16 protein-coding genes and 1 riboswitch are annotated in these 14,263 nt (G+C 66.9%); of the genes, 12 read left to right on the top strand and 4 right to left on the bottom strand.

Annotated features, from left to right (window positions below; all coding sequences use genetic code 11):
- Window positions 1-28: 28 nt before the first annotated feature.
- Window positions 29-229, bottom strand: a complete 201-nt coding sequence (gene thiS, locus EDC39_RS13130; RefSeq protein ID WP_148896851.1) for a sulfur carrier protein ThiS — start codon at window positions 227-229, stop codon at window positions 29-31.
- Window positions 226-1,041: a sulfur carrier protein ThiS adenylyltransferase ThiF gene (gene thiF / locus EDC39_RS13125; RefSeq protein ID WP_148896850.1), complete on the bottom strand. Its 816-nt coding sequence runs from the start codon at window positions 1,039-1,041 to the stop codon at window positions 226-228. Before thiF ends, thiS begins: the two co-directional genes overlap by 4 nt.
- 46 nt (window positions 1,042-1,087) lie before the next feature.
- A riboswitch (TPP riboswitch) is annotated at window positions 1,088-1,190 on the bottom strand.
- Window positions 1,191-1,307: 117 nt separating this feature from the next.
- On the opposite strand from thiF, the gene EDC39_RS13120 reads away from it, so the two are divergent.
- Window positions 1,308-1,625 carry a hypothetical protein gene (locus EDC39_RS13120; RefSeq protein ID WP_148896849.1) on the top strand — a complete coding sequence of 106 codons (318 nt, stop codon included), beginning with the start codon at window positions 1,308-1,310 and terminating at the stop codon, window positions 1,623-1,625.
- 22 nt (window positions 1,626-1,647) lie between these two features.
- Here the strand turns inward: EDC39_RS13120 and glpK are convergent, their stop codons facing one another.
- On the bottom strand, window positions 1,648-3,126 hold the full coding sequence (glpK, locus tag EDC39_RS13115; protein ID WP_148896848.1) for a glycerol kinase GlpK: 1,479 nt from the start codon (window positions 3,124-3,126) through the stop codon (window positions 1,648-1,650).
- A 209-nt stretch (window positions 3,127-3,335) separates the two neighbouring features.
- Here glpK and EDC39_RS13110 point away from each other — a divergent pair, with 209 nt between their 5' ends.
- The 10 genes from EDC39_RS13110 (at window position 3,336) to EDC39_RS13065 (ending at window position 12,864) form a co-directional block, all read left to right on the top strand.
- Window positions 3,336-4,217 (top strand): AAA family ATPase, encoded by an 882-nt coding sequence (locus EDC39_RS13110; RefSeq protein WP_148896847.1) that lies wholly within the window; start codon window positions 3,336-3,338, stop codon window positions 4,215-4,217.
- Between the two features lie 168 nt (window positions 4,218-4,385).
- Entirely contained in the window at window positions 4,386-4,868 is a 483-nt protein-coding gene (locus EDC39_RS13105; protein ID WP_148896846.1) for a formylmethanofuran dehydrogenase subunit E family protein, read from the top strand.
- Window positions 4,861-5,817 carry a permease gene (locus EDC39_RS13100; RefSeq protein WP_148896845.1) on the top strand — a complete coding sequence of 319 codons (957 nt, stop codon included), beginning with the start codon at window positions 4,861-4,863 and terminating at the stop codon, window positions 5,815-5,817. The genes EDC39_RS13105 and EDC39_RS13100 overlap by 8 nt, the downstream gene beginning before the upstream one ends.
- Window positions 5,818-5,875: 58 nt before the next feature.
- A complete protein-coding gene (locus EDC39_RS13095; RefSeq protein WP_148896844.1) occupies window positions 5,876-6,925 on the top strand; it encodes a hypothetical protein in 1,050 nt (349 codons plus the stop codon).
- The gene (locus tag EDC39_RS13090; RefSeq protein WP_148896843.1) at window positions 6,919-8,772 is read left to right on the top strand and encodes an outer membrane protein assembly factor BamB family protein; all 1,854 of its coding nucleotides are present in this window, start codon (window positions 6,919-6,921) and stop codon (window positions 8,770-8,772) included. The genes EDC39_RS13095 and EDC39_RS13090 overlap by 7 nt, the downstream gene beginning before the upstream one ends.
- Window positions 8,769-9,071, top strand: coding sequence for a DUF3467 domain-containing protein (locus tag EDC39_RS13085; protein WP_148896842.1), 303 nt, complete (start codon window positions 8,769-8,771; stop codon window positions 9,069-9,071). Before EDC39_RS13090 ends, EDC39_RS13085 begins: the two co-directional genes overlap by 4 nt.
- Window positions 9,072-9,178: 107 nt before the next feature.
- Window positions 9,179-9,784, top strand: coding sequence for a glycine betaine ABC transporter substrate-binding protein (locus EDC39_RS13080; protein ID WP_148896841.1), 606 nt, complete (start codon window positions 9,179-9,181; stop codon window positions 9,782-9,784).
- A gap of 2 nt (window positions 9,785-9,786) precedes the next feature.
- Window positions 9,787-10,701, top strand: coding sequence for a DUF362 domain-containing protein (locus EDC39_RS13075; protein ID WP_148896840.1), 915 nt, complete (start codon window positions 9,787-9,789; stop codon window positions 10,699-10,701).
- Window positions 10,702-10,709: 8 nt separating this feature from the next.
- Window positions 10,710-12,236, top strand: a complete 1,527-nt coding sequence (locus tag EDC39_RS13070; RefSeq protein ID WP_148896839.1) for a 4Fe-4S binding protein — start codon at window positions 10,710-10,712, stop codon at window positions 12,234-12,236.
- Window positions 12,223-12,864, top strand: a complete 642-nt coding sequence (locus tag EDC39_RS13065) for a DUF3047 domain-containing protein (RefSeq protein WP_148896838.1) — start codon at window positions 12,223-12,225, stop codon at window positions 12,862-12,864. The genes EDC39_RS13070 and EDC39_RS13065 overlap by 14 nt, the downstream gene beginning before the upstream one ends.
- Window positions 12,865-12,873: 9 nt before the next feature.
- Here the strand turns inward: EDC39_RS13065 and EDC39_RS13060 are convergent, their stop codons facing one another.
- Window positions 12,874-13,860 (bottom strand): diguanylate cyclase, encoded by a 987-nt coding sequence (locus tag EDC39_RS13060; protein ID WP_281289764.1) that lies wholly within the window; start codon window positions 13,858-13,860, stop codon window positions 12,874-12,876.
- Window positions 13,861-13,920: 60 nt separating this feature from the next.
- Between EDC39_RS13060 and EDC39_RS13055 the strand changes: the two genes are divergently transcribed.
- Complete coding sequence (locus EDC39_RS13055; RefSeq protein ID WP_148896837.1) at window positions 13,921-14,109, top strand: MerR family transcriptional regulator; 189 nt, start codon at window positions 13,921-13,923, stop codon at window positions 14,107-14,109.
- Window positions 14,110-14,263: the final 154 nt, after the last annotated feature.

Below are 14,263 nucleotides of genomic sequence, written 5' to 3'. Positions count from 1 at the left end.
TTGGCGAAAGGTCCGTGCGCGGCGCAGCTCAGCCGCCGCCGACGAACTGGACGATTTCGAGCCGGTCGTCTTCGAGCAGTTCGGTGCTGTCGAAGTCGGCCCGGGCGACAATGTTCTGGTTGCGTTCAACGGCGACCCGGCTGGCGTCGAGCTGCAGCAGCCCGAGCAGGCCGGTGACGGTCATGCCGTCGGCGACATCCATGCCCTTGCCATTGACGATGACGTTCATGCATCTTCTCCTTCGGCATCGAGTCCAATCAGCAGGCGCAGCACGGCGTTGGCCTGGTGGTGGGCCGCCACGCCGACCCGGGGAGCCATCAGTCCCTCTCCCGGCCCGGCGGCGCTGGTACCGTCGCCGACCAGGTAGAAGGTGCGGCCGCGCCGGCGGGTGACGACGGTGTTGGCCGGCCCAAAGCCGGCCATTCCCGAAGCGGCGACCACCGGCTTTCCGGGGCAGCCGAGCCGGAAGCTTTCGAGCAGCATCGCCTTCTGGTCGGCACGGTCGAAGGCTTCGACCAGCACATCCGCCTGGCCGAAAATCTGTGGCACGTTCTTTGCCGTCAGTCTGACCTGGTGCCCCTCGATGGCGACGTAGGGGTTGATCCGTCGCAGGTTCTGCTCCATCGCCTGCACCTTGGGCAGGCCGAGCTGGTCGATGAAGTACTGCTGGCGGTTCAGGTTGCTCGGTTCGACGATGTCGAAATCGGCCAGGATGAGGCGGCCGACGCCGAGCCGCGCCAGGGCGACGGCCACCGCCGAACCGAGACCGCCGACGCCGGCGATGCCGACGCAGGCCTTCTTCACCCGTTCGTGGACGCCGGGGGTGTGGCGGGCGACCAGCAGCGCCTCGAGCTCCTCTGCCGGCGGAATTTCGCCGCGCCGGATCAGCACCACCCGGTCGCCTTCGCGGAGAGGAGCGTCGCTGTCGACCGGGAAGCCGTTGCGGATGACGATGTCGGCATCCGGCTTGAGCTGGTCGCGCAGGGCGAAGATGCTGGCAGCCTCCGTGTCGACGGGGCGTTCGTTGACAAATACTTTCATAAACGAAAAACGGCCGCGCAAAGCGGCCGAGAACAGGTTGTGCAGACTGTTGTCGGTGCCGCTTCCCTACGCCGGTATGATCCGGATCAGGTTCAAAGGGTCATTCCGTCGGTCGGAATTCTCAGTCAAAGACTCCCCCAGGGCAACTGGCGCTCTCACACTACCAACGCTTGCCCTCGGGCGTCAACTCTTTTCCCCCTTGCCAGGCGGCGGGGTTTTGACTACCATGAGCCCCCTTTTCATTCGAACTCTGCAGGAGTGGTGGCATGAGCATTTCCGCACGCTATCGTGAGCTGGTCGCCGAAACCGAAAATCTGCAGCGGCGCCTGTCCCGCGAGCAGGACGAGGGGCTGGTCCGGTTCGCGAACCGGCTGTCCAGGGCGGTGGTGACCCTGGCCGAATTGCGTGAGGGGGTCGGGGAGATTCCGCAGATGCACCTGGAGCGGGAGCTGACGCCGGTGCTGCTGCGTGCCCACAACCAGATCGACCGGGTGCGGGTCGAGCTGGAGGAGCAGGCCGCCGACTGGGCGGGACGGCTCTGGAACCTGCAGCAGACCATCTACCGCCTGCTCAACGACCTCTGAGGACGCTCGGGCCGACAGGTTCTCAGACGCGGCCGACCGCCCGTCGCCAGCCGGCGAGCATCCGCTGCCGGTCGGCATCCTCCATCTGCGGCCGGAAGCGGCGTTCTTCCCGCCATGCCTGCCGGATCTGTTCCGTCCCCTGCCAGACGCCCGTCGCCAGCCCCGCCAGCAGGGCGGCGCCCAGGGCGGTTGTTTCGATCGTTTCCGGCCGTACGACATCGGTCCGTAGCAGGTCTGCCTGCAGCTGCATCAGCAGGTCGTTGGCGGCCGCGCCGCCGTCGACCCTGAATTCGCCCAGCGGTTCTCCCAGATCCTCGGCCATGGCCGCCGCCAGTTCGTAGATCTGCAGCGCGATTCCGTCCAGGGTAGCCCGGGCCAGGTGCGCCCGGGTGGTGCCGCGGGTCAGGCCGAAGATGCCGCCGCGCGCCTCCGGCCGCCAGTGGGGGGCGCCGAGACCGGTCAGGGCGGGGACGAAGACCACGCCGCCGCTGTCGGGCACCTGTCTTGCCAGAGCTTCGATGTCGGCGGAACTTTCGATCAGCCCCAGTCCGTCACGCAGCCACTGGACGGCGGCACCGGCGATGAAGGCGCTCCCTTCCAGGGCGTAGCAGGTCTGGCCGTCGATTTGCCAGGCGACGGTGGTAAGCAGGCCGCTGCCGCTGGTGACCGGGCGGTCGCCGGTGTTGACCAGCAGGAAGGCGCCGGTGCCGTAGGTGCATTTGCCGTCCCCCGGCTCGAAGCAGGCCTGGCCGAACAGGGCTGCCTGCTGGTCGCCGGCCATCCCCGCCACCGGGATGCCGTCGGGCAGAAAGTCGAGCCCACAGGTGGTGCCATAGACCTGTGAACTCGGTCGCACTTCCGGGAGCAGGGCGAGCGGAATCCCGAGCCGGTCGGCCAACTCCATGTCCCAGTCGAGGCTTTCCAGGTTGAGCAGCAGGGTGCGGGAAGCGTTGGAGACGTCGGTCACATGCGCCCGCCCGCCGGTCAGCCGCCAGACGAGAAAGCTGTCGATGGTGCCGCAGGCCAGGCTGCCGTCAGCGGCCCGTTCGGCGAGTTCCGGGCTCTGTCGCAGCATCCAGGTCAGCTTGGTGCCGGAAAAGTAGGGGTCGAAGACCAGCCCGGTGCGTTGGCGGAAGAGGGGTTCGAGGCCACGCGCCTTCAGTTCGTCACAGATGTCGGCAGTGCGGCGGTCCTGCCAGACGATGGCGTTGCCGCAGGGACGGCCGCTTTCCCGTTCCCAGATGAGTACCGTCTCCCGCTGGTTGGTGATGCCGATGGCGGCGATGTCGGTCGCCCGGCAGTCGGCGCGTTCGAGCAGCCCGGTCACCGCGGCCCGGACCGAGGTCCAGATCTCCTCCGGGTCGTGTTCGACCCGGCCCGGTTGCGGGAAGTGCTGGGGGAATTCGACATTGACGCGGTCGCGAATGTGCAGGTCGCCGTCGACCAGCAGGGCGGTGGTGCCGGTCGTTCCCTGGTCGATGGCGAGAATCAGCTTGCCCATGGCGGCCTCCTTGCCGGCGGTCGGTTGAACGATTTTTCCAAGTATAGCAGGGCCCTCGGCGATTTGGTGCGCCGCATGGACGGTCGGCGGGACGTCGGCGCGGTTGGCCGTTCGGGCGTGCGGTGCTATGATGGGGCGCGTGTGGCACGGCAGTTGCTTGTGCTTACGGCGCCGGACGCTCCGGACTCAACGACGAAGGTGGATAGCTGATGCATCGCAAACTGCAGAATATCTTCTACGAAGCGCGGGATCCGCAACTGACCTGGGACGACATCGGCGGCTACGCCGACGTCAAGCAGACCCTGAAGGAAATGGTCTGCCTGCCGCTGCAGAAACCGGAGCTGATCGCCCGGCACAATCTCGGCCTGCCGGCGGGGGTGATGATGTGGGGACCGCTGGGAACCGGCATCACCATGCTGGCGGAGGCCTGCGCCAGCGAGGCCGGCGTCTCCTTCGTCTACGTGTCGGGGCAGGAGATGCTCGGCAAGCACGCTGAGCTGCAGGAGGCCTTCGACACCGCCCTGCACGAGGCGCCCTGCATCCTGTTCGTCTCCGACTGCGAATGGCTGGCGCCGCGGGCCGGCTGCGACTACGAATGGAGCCCCGGCAACCGGCGGGCGGTGCCGCCGACCTTCGCCGACCGCGAGCTGACCCGGCTCTTCATTGAGCAGGTAGACCGGATCAACCGGCATCCCGAAGTCAGGCTGCTCGGTTCCTGCTACCGCATCGACACCGTCGACCAGGCCCTGATCAAAGAGAAGAAACGCTTCAACCGCAAGGTTTTCGTCCATCCGCCGGAACTCGAAGACCGGCTCGGCATGCTCGACATCTACATGGACCGGATGCCGAACCTCGCCCCCGGCATCGATCGGCGGGCCATCGCCGAGGCGGCCGAGGGATTTGTCGGCTGGGATATCGAAAGCCTGTGCAAGCGGGCGACGGTCAATGCCATCAAGGCCGACCAGGAGCAGGTGACCGCCGAGCATTTTCGGCAGGCCTTGAGAGAGGTGCGCCCCTTCCTGACGCCCGACATGGTAAAAAAGTACTGGGAGATTCGGGAGACCGACTGTCCGCATCATTACGAGTTCTGAAGGGGGGGCGGTTCTTTTTCGTCAGCTTTCGAGTTGTCGGGCCGATTCCCTTGTGCGACGTACTGGGGCTATGCCTCCGCGGGAAGCGGTTCTGGCGCCTCGGGCTGACGAAAACTCCTTGTCTTCTGGATGGCTTGACGGGGCGAAACCGAGGTTCACAGGCAGAAGATGGCAGTTTCCATTCCCGACATCTACGCCCGGCTCTACGCCCGGCACGGGCATCGCTGCCCGATGAGCACGCTTGGTGCCCGGTTGGCGATGGTCGCCCTGGCGGCGCTGGAAGAGAACGGCGAAGAGCTGCGTGGCCGGTATTTCACCCGCACCTGCGCCATCGACGGGGTGGCGGAAGTGACCGGGCTGAGCGAGGCGGACGGCACCCTGGAGATCCGTCCCGAGGGGCGGCACGCCCTGCGCCTTGAGCGCGGCTGGCTCGCCGTCGAGGTCGAGCTGACGCAGGCGGCGATGCAGCTGGCCGGGGAGTACCGGCGTTTCGGCTACGAGATCGAGGCTGGCTGGGACGATCTCGACGATGAGGAACGTCGGCAGCGGCAGGCCCGGCGCGAGGCCTATCTCGACGAACTGCTGCCGCGGCTCTGGCAGGCTCCGGACGAGGAACTGGTGAGCTTCTGGCGGGAGGACGAGGGTGCCTGAGTCGCTGTGGGCCCGTTTCGCCGACGTGGTGCTGACCGAGATCGGTCGCATGTGGTGGATCTTTCTGCTGTCGGTGCTGCTGGTCGGCCTGATCAAGGGCTACAAGCTCGACCTGCGGATCCGCGACGCCGTACGCCGCAGCGGCGTGATCGGCATTTTCATCGCCATCGCTGTCGGCATGGTGTCACCCCTGTGCGCCTGCGGCATCCTGCCGGTAGTCATCTCCCTGGCGATGATCGGCACGCCGCTGCCGCCGCTGCTCGCCATTCTCGCCACCTCGCCGACCATGGGTCCGGACGCTCTGCTGCTGACCTGGCGCGGCCTGGGCGGCGACTGGGCGGTGCTGAAACTGGTCGGATCCGGCGTCCTCGGTCTGGCCGTCGGTCTGGCCACCCTGCTGGCGCAGAAGAAGGGCTGGCTCGGCGAGGACGAACTGAAGCTGCGGCCGGTCTACCGGGAGGACGGCAGCCTGGCGCCGGCCAGCGAAATCGGCGCCGCCGCCGGCATCCGCGTGCGCAGTATGCAGGTGGTGCCGCGTGACAGCCGGCTGCGCTTCATCTTCGACCGGAGTCTGGATGCGGCCTCGCTGACCGGCCGCTACCTGCTGCTGGCCATTTTGCTTGAGGGAGTGCTGGTGACCCTGGTGCCGACGGCCTGGATCGCCGGGCCGCTGGGGCATGACAGCGTCTGGTCGCCGCTGGTCGCGGCTTTTGTCGGCCTGCCGCTGCCGGCCAACCAGATACCGGTGATTCCGATCCTGGCCGGCCTGCTCGACCGCGGCATGGACAGCGCCGCCGCCTACACCCTGCTGCTGGCCGGACCGGTTTCGAGCCTGCCGGCCATGGCGGCTCTGGCCGGCATTTTCCGCCGCCGGGTGCTGACCCTTTTTCTGGTGGTCAGCCTGACCGTCTGCGTGCTGCTGGGTCTGCTGCTCGGGCTGGCGGGCTGATGGAGTTCCGTCGTCCCGGATTGTTCTGACAGACGGCTTTCTGCCGAAGGAGTGTCCTGTGACCCCCATTCGCTTCTGGCTATCGCTCGTCCTGTTGCCGTTGTTGGCCGCCTGCGTCGGTCTGGGCGGACCGCGCCGCCCCAATCTGGCCGGACGAACCATGCTCGACGGCCAGCCGGTGGCCGGCATCCGGGTCTTCGCCTATCCGCGCGCCGCCACCACCCTTGCCGGAGCGGCGCCGTACGTCTCGGTCCCCAGTGACGCCGACGGGCGTTTCGGCCTGCAGCTGCCGCCTGGCCGCTACTTTCTGCTGGCGCGGGGGAAGAACCTGTTCACCTACTACGGGCGCAATCCCGTCACCATTGGCGAGACGCCGGTGACCGACCTGAACCTGGGCCTGGTGCGCAGTGAGCAGCGCGCCGCCGATCTTCCGCAGCCCTTTGTCGACCATGGCGTGCAGGTACAGCTGCTGGCCGACGGCAGGCCGCTGCCGGACGCCACCCTCTACGTCTACCTCGACCTGACCAGCGACCTGAAGGGGATGGGCTACGTCATGGCCGGTCCCTCGGATGCCGAAGGCCTGGTCGAGGCGTCCCTGCCGGCCGGCACCTACTACCTGCTGGCCCGCAAGCGGGCGAACGGGCAGCAGGTCGGCCCGCTTGGCGCCGGCGACTGGATAGGCTACTGGCCGGGCAATCCGCTGCGGCTCGGGGAAGGGAAGGTCCGCCGGCTTGTGATCCCCATGTTCCGGGTTCCGGAAAAGAGCGTTCGGCAGATGAAGCTGACCGCCGGCTGCACGCTGCTGGCGGGGACCATCCGCGACGCCTCGGGCAAGCCGGTCGCCGGCGTGCGCGCGGTGCTCTACAGCGATGCGCAGATGCTCAACCGCCCCGACCTTGTCTCCGAGCCGACCGGTGCCGACGGCCGCTGGCAGCTGCTGCTGCCAGCGGGCGGCACCTACTATCTCGGCGCCCGCAACACCCTCGGTGGCGCTCCGGGTCCCGGCGATCTGTACGGCACCTACAACGGCAGCGACGACCACTCGGTGCGCCTGAAGACGGGGGAGACGCTGCGCGGCCTGCAGATCGTGGTGGAGGAGATGTGGTAAGGGGACTGGTTCTGCTGCTGGCCCTCTGGCTGGCCGGCTGCGTCGCGCCCCGGCCGGCGGCGGAGCTGGTTCTGGGCGATGCGACCTTCACCCGGGACCAGACCTGGAGCGGCCAGGTGCGGATCCGGGGAAAGGTGCGGCTGGTCAACGGCGCTTCCCTGACCCTGCTGCCGGGCACCGAGGTGCGGTTCGAACGGATCGACGCCGACCGGGACGGCCTCGGCGATGCCGCCATCGAGATCGAGCGTGGCGACCTGGTCGCCGTAGGTACGCCCCTGGCGCCGATCCGCCTGCGCAGCGCCGCCGACCGGCCGCGGCCCGGCGACTGGCTGGAGCTGAAGGTCGATTTTTCGCGCCGCATCGAACTGCGCTGGTGCGAGATCCGCGATTCGGCCCATGGCCTGCACGCCCATTTCAGCCGGGGCGAGGTGGCGGACAGCGTTCTGCGGGACAATATTGACGGCACCCGCTTTGGCCAGGGGCGCTACACGGTGCGCAACAGCCTGGTGCTGCACAACAGCGGCAAGGGAATCAACTTTCGCAACAGCCAGGTCATCCTCGACGGCAATCTGTTCATCGGCAATCACGCCGGCCTGTTCATTTTCGAAACCGACCGGCCGCTGACGGTCGCGGGCAACAATTTTCTCGGTAATGACACCCACGTCCGTCTCGGCGATTTCTTCAGCGGTGAGATTCATCTGGGCCGCAACTGGTTTTCCGGCGGTGATGAACTCGACCGGCTGCTGCATGACCGGGGCGAGGATCCGGCCAGCGGCCTGCTGAGCGCCGAGGCCGCGCCGACCTGGCAGGTTCCCGCCGGGCCGGATCCGCGGCCGGACATCGGCGAAGACTGGTCGCTGGCGACCGGCGGCTATGTTGACGCAGACCCGGTGGCGGCGGAAGAGACCCTGTTTCTGCCAGGCTGGGACGGTCGGCTTCGCGCCCTGACGGCAGACGGCACCGTGAGCTGGACGGCCGAGCTGGGCGAGGTCGCCGACGCTGCGGTCGCCGTCGATGACGAACGGGTCTATGTCCAGACCTGGGGGCGCGAGGTGCTGGCGCTGGACAGGGCGCAGGGCCGCCGCCTCTGGAGCTTTCGCTATCCGGCCTCGCCGCATGACGATCATCGGCAGGGGGGAGTGGCGCGCTGGCGGGATCTGCTGCTGGTGCCCGCCTGGAACGGCCGGCTGTACGCCCTGGAGGCGGCCAGCGGCCGCGAGGTCTGGTCCGTCGACTGCGGCATGCCGCTGCGCAGCGCGCCGCTGGTACGCAAAGAGGCAATCTACCAGGCCGCCGGCAGCGGCCGGCTCAGCCGGATCGCGCCTGACGGCCGGCTGCTGTGGAGCCTCGACCTGTCATCGCCGCTGCTCTCCAGTCCGGTGGCGCTCGATACGGGTGTGGCGGTGCTGACCCGCAACGGCGAGCTGGTGGCCGTGGGCGACGACGGCCGGATCCGCTGGCGGATGCCGCTGGGCGAGGAAGCCTTCTACGCGGCGCCGGTTGCGGCAAACGGTCTGCTCTATGTGGCGACTGCCGCCGGCTCTCTGCACGCCCTGGACCCGGAGACGGGGGCGCGGCTCTGGCGAATCGATGTCGGGGCGCCGGTCTATGCCACGCCACGGGTAGCCCGCGGGCTGATTTTCGTCGGCGACAACCGGGGGCGGCTGCAGATATTCAACAGTTTCGACGGTCGCCGGCTGGCCGTTTTTGCCGCGGGAGACGCCATTCAGTCCCGTCCCCTGCTGCTGCAGGGACGGCTCGTATTCGGCAGCCGGGACGGGAAGATTTACGCCCTGAGACTTGATTTTGCAGAACAGGAAAAACTGACTACAGGACAGCACTCATGAGTGACGAAAAGCGACGGGAAATCCGCATCGAGATCCAGCTGGACGAGGAGACGGCGCAGGGAGCCTATGCCAACCTGGCAGTGGTCAATCACACCGACGCCGAGTTCGTGCTCGATTTCATCTACGTGCAGCCGCAGGCACCGCGCGCCAAGGTCCGCTCCCGGATCATCACCTCGCCGCGGCATGTCAAGCGCCTGCTGCGGGCACTGCAGGACAACCTGGACCGCTACGAGGCGCGCTTCGGATCGGTCGAGGATGTCGCCGCCGACGACCCGGCGACGGTCGGCGACTACCACTGAGGAGTCTGGCACGAAACTTGTTTTCGTGGATTGTCCGTGACGAAAGGCGAACCGCAAACGCCGGCGGCGACGCGGCGGTGGCGGATGATCCGACAGGGAGTGAGTGAATGATGATTCGGCTGCGCGTGTTTTTTCTGCCTCTGCTGCTTCTGGTTTTTCTCTGGGTTCCGGTGTTGCCGGCGTCGGCCTGTGTCGGCAAGACTCTGGTCATCGGTGCCACCGAGGAGCCGCAGCAGCAGGTGCTGGCCCAGCTGCTGGCGGTGCTGATCAGCGAGCGCACCGGAACCACGGTGAAGATCGTCAGGCACAAGACCCACCGCCAGCTGCACGAGGCGCTGCTGCGGGCCGAGCTCGACATGTATGTCGAATATACCGGCGTAGGCCAGGTGGAGATTCTCGGCCGCGATCCGATATCGGACCCGAAGGCGCTCTATGCGGCGGTGAAACAGAGCTACAACAGCGAACTGAACCTGATCTGGCTCAAGCCGTTCGGATTCGATGCTCCCGGAGTCGCCCCGGCGGATGTGCCGGCCGAGGCGGCGCCGGTGGTGCGCAAGGACACCCTGAAGAAGTTTCCCGCCCTGGCCCGGCTGATCAACAAGCTCGGCGGTCGCATCGACCTGGCGACCATCAGGCGGCTCGAAGACGAGGCTGCATCGCGGCCGCCGGAGCAGGTGGCCCGCAACTTTCTGAAAGCCAACAGGCTGATCTAGGGATGCTCGACCGGCGCACTTTCATCCGCCGATTTCTCCAGGCCGGCTCGCTGGTCGCCGCCGGAGTCGTCGGTGTGCTCGATCTCGACGCCCTGCCGGTGGCGGCGGCCGATGCCGGACCGCAGCTGGCGATGCGCACCGGCGAGGACATTCCCCGACTGGTGCGGCAGACGCTGGCCGCCCTCGGCGGCATGCAGCGGTTCGTCCATCCGGGAGAGACGGTGGTGGTCAAGCCGAACATCGGCTGGGACCGGACCCCGGAACAGGCGGCCAACACCCATCCGGAAGTGGTGCGCACCGTCGTGCAGCTTTGCCTCGAGGCGGGGGCGGCGCAGGTCCGTGTCTTCGACCGCACCTGCAACGACCCGCGCCGCTGCTACCGCAACAGCGGCATCGAGAAAGCGATCGACGCCATCGGTGACCGCCGGGTGCGTCTCGAACACATGGACCGTCGCGCCTGGCAAACCTTGGAGATCCGGGGCGGGCAGGCCCTCAGCCGCTGGTCCTTCTACCGGCCGGTCCTCGAGGCCGACCGGCTGATCAATCTGCCGGTTGCCAAGCACCATTCCATCTCCCGCCTCACCGTCGGCATGAAGAACATCATGGGGGTCATCGGCGGCAATCGCGGTGTTCTGCACCGCCGCATCGAGGATGCCCTGGTCGACATCAACCTGGTGGTGCAGTCGGACCTGACCCTGGTCGACGCCACCCGGATTCTCATCGCCAACGGCCCGCAGGGAGGCCGCCTGGAGGATGTCGAGGTGCGCAACACCCTCATCGCCTCGCCGGACATCGTTGCCGCCGACGCCATGGCCGCCACCCTCTTCGGCCTGAGGCCCGAAGAGGTGGGCTTCATCGCAGCTGCCGCCCGCCGCGGGCTGGGGGTCATGGATCTTTCCCGGCTGAACAGGGTGTAGGCGACATCATGCGCGGTCTGCGGCGAGTGATGCAGCTTTTCTGTCTGGCTGGGTTCCTCTGGCTCTTCGTCGCCACCGAGTACCGGGGGCTGGACGAAATCCCATGGCCCGTCTCCCTGCTCTTTCGCATCGATCCACTGGCCGCACTCGCCGATGCCGCGGCTCCCGGCCCCTTCGGCTGGAAGCTGCTCTGGCCGGCCCTGCTCATCCTCGCCCTGACCTTCGTTTTCGGCCGTTTCTTCTGCGGCTGGATCTGCCCGCTGGGCACCAGCCTCGACGCGGCGTCCCGGCTCGGCCTGCGGCCGAAGGGGCGAAAAAGCCCCCTGCGGTGGCGGCGCCTGAAGTACCTGCTCCTCTTCTCGCTGACCGGTGCCGCCCTGTGCGGGGTGCAGCTTTTCGGCTGGTTCGACCCACTGAGCATCTTTCTGCGAGGGCTGACCTTCAGTCTCTATCCGCTCTACAACCTGCTGGCCAACGGCCTGTTCGACTTTTTCTACCGGCACCGGCTGCCGCTGGTATCGCCGGCGCTGGACGCTGTCTATCCCTTCTGGCGCGACCACCTGATGGCCTTTCAGCAGCCGGCGTTCGACCTGGCCCTGTTCACCCTGCTGGTCTTTGCCGGCGTGCTGCTGCTGGAGCGCTGGGAGCGCCGTTTCTGGTGCCGCCATCTCTGCCCGCTGGGGGCGCTGCTCGGCATCTGCGCCCGGCATGCCCTTGTCCGGCGCCAGCCGGCCGAGCCGTGTGGCGGCTGTTCCCTGTGCGCCACGCAATGCCGGATGGGGGCGACCGACCAGGACGGACATCGCCAGGCGGAATGCGTCCGCTGTCTCGACTGTACGACCTGGTGTCCGGCGGAAAAGGTGCGGTTCGGCACCGGCCAGGCGGCCGGCGCGGGGCTTGACGTCGGCCGCCGCCGGGTTGTCGTTTCGCTGGCTGCCGGCGCTGTGGCGGCGCCGGTCATTCGCCTGGGCCCGGAGCCGTCGCGCCGCAATCCCTACCTGCTGCGCCCGCCCGGGGCGGTGGCGGAAGAGGAATTTCTGCGGCGCTGCATCCGTTGCGGCGAATGCCTCAAGGTCTGCATCGGCCGGGCCCTGCAGCCGGCCCTGTTCGAGGCGGGCGGCGTCGGCCTGTGGACGCCGCTGCTGGTGGCGCGGCAGGGCTATTGCGAGTACAATTGCACTCTCTGCGGCCAGGTCTGTCCGACCGGAGCGATCCGGAGCCTGACGCCGCAGGAGAAAAAGGCCTTTGTCATCGGTCTGGCGGTAATCGACCGCAACACCTGCCTGCCCTACGCCAGAGGCGAGGAATGCCTAGTCTGCGAGGAACACTGCCCGACGCCGCGCAAGGCCATCGTCTTCGACCGGCGGCAGGTTCTGGTCGCCGGCGAAGTGAAAACGGTCAAGCAGCCGCGGGTGCTTGCGGACCGCTGCATCGGCTGCGGTATCTGCGAAACCCGTTGCCCCCTGGACGGCGTTTCCGCCGTGCGGGTGGTCAACGAAGGGGAGAGCCGGAGACGAAGGGATGTTCTGGGTTAGGTGTGTTGCCTGTCTACCGCTGCTGCTGTTGCTGGGAGCGGCGCCGGCGGCGATGACGATCGACGATTTCGATAACGGCCTGGCGGCCTGCTGGCAACAGAAGGTCTTCCGGGGTAAAACCGACTACCGGATCGAAAGCGATCCTTCCGGGGGCGGCTGGCTGCGTTCCGAGGCGGCGGGGACGGCGAGCGCCCTGGCCTGCAAGATCTCCTTCCGGCCGGCGGACTGGCCGGTTCTGAGCTGGCGCTGGAAGATCGACCATGTCCATCCCAAAGGGGATGCGCGGATCAGGGCGGGGGACGACTACCCGGCACGGGTCTATGTCGTCTTTCCCCACTGGTTCGTGCCGAAAACCAGGGCCCTCAACTATGTCTGGGCCAACCGGCTGCCGCGCGGCTCTTTTGTGCCGAGCCCCTATACCGGCAACTCGGTGATGATTGCCGTCGAAAGTGGCAACGACAGGGCCGGACAGTGGATTGCGGAACGGCGGAACCTGCTCGAGGATTACCGGCGCGCCTTCGGCGAAGACCCGCCGGAAGCGGGGGCGGTCGCTGTCATGACCGATGGCGACGATACCGGCGGCCGGGTGACGGCCTGGTACGACGCCATTCGCCTGCTGCGGGACTGATTCCCGAATTCAGTTCTCCATCACCTCGACCCGGTTGCGACCGAGACGCTTGGCGTTGTAGAGGGCGTAATCGGCCTCGCGGATCAGGTCGTCGGGAACGTCGATTCCCTGCATCGGATAGCAGGCGACGCCGAGGCTGGCGCTCACCTGCAGCCCGGGTATCTGTGTGAAGGTCAGTTTTTCCGTTGCCCGGCGCAGCCTTTCGGCCACCAGGGCCGCCTCCCCAAGGTCGGTTTCCGGCAGAATCAGGGCGAATTCCTCGCCGCCGAAGCGGGCGGCGGTGTCGTACTGGCGCAGGTGCTTGCGCAACAGGTCGGCCAGCCCCCGCAGCACGACGTCCCCTTTCTGGTGCCCGTAGGTATCGTTGACCCTTTTGAAGTGGTCGATGTCGATCATCACCAGGCAGAGGCTGGCGCCGGACCGCTGGCTGCGCTCGAACTCCCGGTCGAGCACCTCCATCATGTAGCGGCGGTTGTTCAGTCCGGTGAGCGGGTCGGTGAGCGAGAGTTCGAGCAGCATCTGGTTGCTGCGCTTGAGTTTGTCCTGCAGCGACTTGATCTTGATCTGCACCTTGACCCGGGCGATCAGTTCTGCCGGGTCGTAGGGCTTGGTGACATAGTCGCTCGCCCCCTGCTCCAGCCCCCGAACCTTGGTTTCGGTGTCTTCGCGGCCGGTGACCATGATCACCGGAATGTCCGCCAGTTCTTCCCGGCTGTTCATCATCTGCAAAAACTTGAAGCCGTCCATGCCCGGCATTTCGAGGTCGCAAAGGACGATGTCGACCTTGCGGTTCAGTGCCGTCTTGAATCCCTCGATGCCGTCGCCGGCCTCGTAGAAGAAGTTGAACAGCGACTTCGGCTGCAGAATCTCGATCACCTGCTGTCTGGCCTGGGGGGAATCGTCGATGATGAGGATGGATGATGGCATGTCGGCGCGGTGAGCTGGAGTCGCGAGGGCCCCGTGAGTCAGCTGCAGTTTTGGTTTTTGTCCCGTCATCTTGGTCTCTTCTGAGTTATAATAATGAAGAATGGTTCAATGTCCAGCCGGGAGGTGAATATGTCTCTGGTCAAAACCTGGTACACGCCCGAAGCCGCCGCCGACAAGTTCGGCCTCGCCCCCGAAAAGGTCCTGGCCTGGGTCGATGCCGGCCTGGTGCGCTGCGAACGGGAAAAGGACAGGGTCGCCCAGGTCAACATCGACGATGTGCGGCTCGAAGTCGAGGCCATGGTGCGCTCGCAGGAGTGAGCCCGTTTCCTGCTCCCGGAGGCCGATCCGATGCTGGTTGCCCCGGTCTCTCTTGTTGTTTATCGACGGATAAGCTCTGCTTCATTAGGTTTGCACTCGCAAGGTGAACGGAAAAGTTTTGCCGGTGGCGTGCCCCGGCCAGTCACCGCAGGCA

Source organism: Geothermobacter ehrlichii, assembly GCF_008124615.1.
GTDB lineage: Bacteria > Desulfobacterota > Desulfuromonadia > Desulfuromonadales > Geothermobacteraceae > Geothermobacter > Geothermobacter ehrlichii.
Note: the sequence above shows the minus strand (reverse complement) of the source record. Positions and strands in the feature narration are given on the sequence as shown.

Excerpts from the sequence above, each read along its gene's own strand:
- thiS (WP_148896851.1), bottom strand. The coding sequence starts at position 229 with ATGAACGTCATCGTCAATGGCAAGGGCATGGATGTCGCCGACGGCATG.
- thiF (WP_148896850.1), bottom strand. The coding sequence starts at position 1,041 with ATGAAAGTATTTGTCAACGAACGCCCCGTCGACACGGAGGCTGCCAGC.
- EDC39_RS13120 (WP_148896849.1), top strand. The coding sequence starts at position 1,308 with ATGAGCATTTCCGCACGCTATCGTGAGCTGGTCGCCGAAACCGAAAAT.
- glpK (WP_148896848.1), bottom strand. The coding sequence starts at position 3,126 with ATGGGCAAGCTGATTCTCGCCATCGACCAGGGAACGACCGGCACCACC.
- EDC39_RS13110 (WP_148896847.1), top strand. The coding sequence starts at position 3,336 with ATGCATCGCAAACTGCAGAATATCTTCTACGAAGCGCGGGATCCGCAA.
- EDC39_RS13105 (WP_148896846.1), top strand. The coding sequence starts at position 4,386 with ATGGCAGTTTCCATTCCCGACATCTACGCCCGGCTCTACGCCCGGCAC.
- EDC39_RS13085 (WP_148896842.1), top strand. The coding sequence starts at position 8,769 with ATGAGTGACGAAAAGCGACGGGAAATCCGCATCGAGATCCAGCTGGAC.
- EDC39_RS13080 (WP_148896841.1), top strand. The coding sequence starts at position 9,179 with ATGATGATTCGGCTGCGCGTGTTTTTTCTGCCTCTGCTGCTTCTGGTT.
- EDC39_RS13075 (WP_148896840.1), top strand. The coding sequence starts at position 9,787 with ATGCTCGACCGGCGCACTTTCATCCGCCGATTTCTCCAGGCCGGCTCG.
- EDC39_RS13070 (WP_148896839.1), top strand. The coding sequence starts at position 10,710 with ATGCGCGGTCTGCGGCGAGTGATGCAGCTTTTCTGTCTGGCTGGGTTC.
- EDC39_RS13065 (WP_148896838.1), top strand. The coding sequence starts at position 12,223 with ATGTTCTGGGTTAGGTGTGTTGCCTGTCTACCGCTGCTGCTGTTGCTG.
- EDC39_RS13060 (WP_281289764.1), bottom strand. The coding sequence starts at position 13,860 with ATGACGGGACAAAAACCAAAACTGCAGCTGACTCACGGGGCCCTCGCG.
- EDC39_RS13055 (WP_148896837.1), top strand. The coding sequence starts at position 13,921 with ATGTCTCTGGTCAAAACCTGGTACACGCCCGAAGCCGCCGCCGACAAG.